The organism is Frisingicoccus sp., assembly GCA_016298055.1.
In the GTDB taxonomy this organism is placed as follows: Bacteria; Bacillota; Clostridia; order Lachnospirales; family Lachnospiraceae; genus Frisingicoccus.
The window spans coordinates 1-3116 of the sequence record JAEDDO010000199.1; the positions used below are offsets into that span (position 1 = coordinate 1).

Below are 3116 nucleotides of genomic sequence, written 5' to 3' on the forward strand. Positions count from 1 at the left end.
TGTTTTGCCTTTGAGGAGATTTATCACATACCGATGGTAGTCAAAGGGGCCGGACAAAAGGATAATGACAGTTTTGTTCTGCTTCAGGAGATGATGCCGACAATTCTGGATGTGGCCGGTGTGAAGCCTCCGAAACCGGTGGACGGAGAAAGTATTCTTCCTCTGATGATGGGAGAGAAAGAAGATAATGGACGGACAGAGGTGTTTGGAGAATATCATAATCACTTCTATGTTGCCAGACAGCGCATGGTAAGAGATCATGATTATCAACTGACATTCAATGAGAGTGAACGGGGAGAGCTTTATGATCTGAAGAAGGATCCGTATCAGCTCCATAATGTATGTTATGATCCGGAATATGCAGAGGTTAAGAAAAAATATCTGAATATTATGTCCAGATATCTGAAAGAAACCAATGATCCTGCCAGTACATGGTTCCATCGGATCAAGGAATTTTATTAATGTTAATGGGGGAGTTATTTTATGGATGATAAAAATTCGAAATTTCAAATACCAACCTGGGGATGGCTGATTTTGTCATTTCTGGCAGCGATGCTTTTGTGGTTCTTCTTATCTGTGAATCCACAGACGGCGCGAAGTTTTCCGTTTATACCGGAGATTATAAAAGCAATCAAGACGGTAATTGAGCGCGGTGTCCTGGCAGAAGATTTTATAAGCAGTATGATTTCTGTTGTTTTAGGTTTTGTGCTTGGATTTATTACCGCTGTACCGGTTGCATTTCTTATGGCATGGTATATGCCGGTACGTAATATTCTGGAACCATGGATTCAGTTTATTCGTAATATCCCACCACTTGCTTATGTACCGTTGATCGTTATTGCAGCCGGTGTCGGACGTCGTCCGCAGGTTATTGTTATCTGGCTTGCAACTTTCCTGATCATGACTGTAACGATCTATCAGGGTGTCCGCAACGTGGATGAAACTCTGATCAAAGCAGCCCGTGTATTAGGTGCAAAGGATAAGGACATTTTTATTAAAGTTATTTTCCCGGCAACGACACCGTTTATTCTGACAGCGGTTCGTCTGGGTGTATCTGTTGCCCTGACAACACTGATTGCCGCTGAATCTACAGGTGCTACGGCTGGTATGGGTATGCGTATCCGTTCCTTTGCAAACAGCTTCGAAGTGGCTCCGATGTTACTCTACATTATTTTGATCGGTATCATCGGTATTACTTCTGAGAAAATTATCAAAACATTAGAAAGGAAGCTTACAGGATGGCAGGAGAAGAGAGATGTGTAAAGGTCAAAATTGACCACGTAGAGAAAATATATGATGGCCGTAAAGGGAAGATGATTGCCCTGAATGGCGTTGATCTGGACATTATGGAAAATGAATTTATCTGTGTGGTTGGTCCATCCGGCTGTGGTAAATCCACATTGTTGAATATTATTGCCGGACTCTTGGAGCCGACATCCGGTGCGGTTTATGTCAATGGCAAAAAAGTTGAAGGAACCGGAACCGAGCGCGGTGTGGTTTTCCAGCAGTATGCCCTTTTCCCTTGGCTGACAGTTATGAAGAACGTAATGTTTGGATTAAAGCTTAAGGGAATGAGTGATGAAGAAGCAAAAAAAATTGCCATGAAATATATCAAGATGGTAGAACTGGAAGACTTTGTGGACAGTTATCCGAAAGAATTATCCGGTGGTATGAAACAGCGTGTGGCTATTGCCCGTGCTTATGCAGTCCAGCCGGAAGTACTGTTAATGGATGAGCCTTTTGGTGCGCTGGATGCTCAGACACGTACCCAGCTCCAGTCAGAGCTGATCCGGACATGGCAGGAAGAGAAGAAGACTTGTTTCTTTATCACACATGATGTTGAGGAAGCAATTATTCTTGCAACAAAGGTTATTGTTATGAGTGCACGTCCGGGCCGTATCAAGACGATTATCGATATTGATCTGCCTTATCCGCGTACACAGGAAATGAAGATGGAACAGCAGTTTCTTGATCTGAAAGCCCGTATCTGGGGTGAAGTATATCAGGAATATCTGGAAGTTCGTCAGTAATTTGCCATTAGGGGTGTTACACCTTATGGAATATATTTTTTGGGAGGAAAAGAAAATGAAAAAAAGAATGCTCGCATTGGCACTTGCATGTGTAATGGCACTGTCATTGGCAGCGTGCGGATCGAAGAAGGAAGAGACAAAGGCAGCTGAAACAACAGCGGCAGAGACAACAGCAGAGGAAACAAAAGCAGAAGAAGCAGCAAGCGAAGAACCGATCACATTGAATGTTGCTTATATGCCAAACTATGGAAGCTTATGGGCTGTAACAACAGCTATGGAAAAAGGCTACTTTGAAGAAGCAGGTATCACTGTTAATTTAACAGCTTTCCAGGATGGACCAACCATCATTTCTGCTATGGAATCCGGATCAATTGATATCGGTTATATCGGACAAGGTGCGCATAAACTTTGTATCCAGGGTAATGCAAAAATCTTTGCACTTTCCCACATTTCCAACGGTGATGCTGTGATCGGTGGACCGAATGTTAAGACTCTTGAAGATCTGGCAGGCAAAAAGGTTGCTTATTCTTCCGGTACATCCAGTGAAGATATCCTGAAAAAAGCTCTTGAAAAAGCAGGTCTTACAATGGACGATATCGAAGCAGTTGAAATGGAAGCAGCAAACATCGTAACAGCTATGCTCTCCGGTGGTGTAGACGCATGTGCAACATGGTCTCCAAACAGCTTAAAGATTCTTGAAGAAGCAAAAGATTCCACACTTCTCTGCGATAACAAGACATTTATCGATGATACAATCTCTCTTGCAAGCTGGATCGTAACACCAAAATATGCAGAAGAAAATGCAGACAAGATCCTTCGTTTCACAAAGGCTCTTTACAAAGGTATGGATTATGCAGCAGACGGCAATTATGAAGAAGTTGCACAGTTCGTTGCAAACGTAACTAAGACAGATTATGATTCTGTTTACAGTGAATGCGGTGTTGCAGACTGGTTAACAGGAAAAGAAGTTGCAGAAGGTGCAGCAGACGGAACAGTTGCTGGCTACTACAAAGTTCAGCAGGATAACTTCCTTGCAGCCGGTGCTGTTGAAGAAGAAGTTCCTGTAGAAGATTATGTAATGCTTGA

The 3116-nt window shown here is 42.8% G+C and carries 4 protein-coding genes; all 4 read left to right on the forward strand.

Features of this window, described 5'->3' with window-relative positions:
* Positions 1–462: sulfatase/phosphatase domain-containing protein (locus tag QZZ35_RS10440; protein WP_291237346.1), on the forward strand; the 462-nt coding region annotated here is incomplete at its 5' end.
* 21 nt (positions 463–483) lie between these two features.
* Entirely contained in the window at positions 484–1263 is a 780-nt protein-coding gene (locus QZZ35_RS10445; RefSeq protein ID WP_291237347.1) for an ABC transporter permease, read from the forward strand.
* Positions 1239–2030: an ABC transporter ATP-binding protein gene (locus tag QZZ35_RS10450; protein ID WP_291237348.1), complete on the forward strand. Its 792-nt coding sequence runs from the start codon at positions 1239–1241 to the stop codon at positions 2028–2030. Before QZZ35_RS10445 ends, QZZ35_RS10450 begins: the two co-directional genes overlap by 25 nt.
* A gap of 55 nt (positions 2031–2085) precedes the next feature.
* A partial coding sequence (locus QZZ35_RS10455; RefSeq protein WP_291237349.1) for an ABC transporter substrate-binding protein occupies positions 2086–3116 on the forward strand: 1031 nt, incomplete at its 3' end.

What these genes read in the sequence shown, in the direction of transcription:
- QZZ35_RS10450 (WP_291237348.1), top strand. Translation starts at nt 1,239, where the DNA reads ATGGCAGGAGAAGAGAGATGTGTAAAGGTCAAAATTGACCACGTAGAG.
- QZZ35_RS10445 (WP_291237347.1), top strand. Translation starts at nt 484, where the DNA reads ATGGATGATAAAAATTCGAAATTTCAAATACCAACCTGGGGATGGCTG.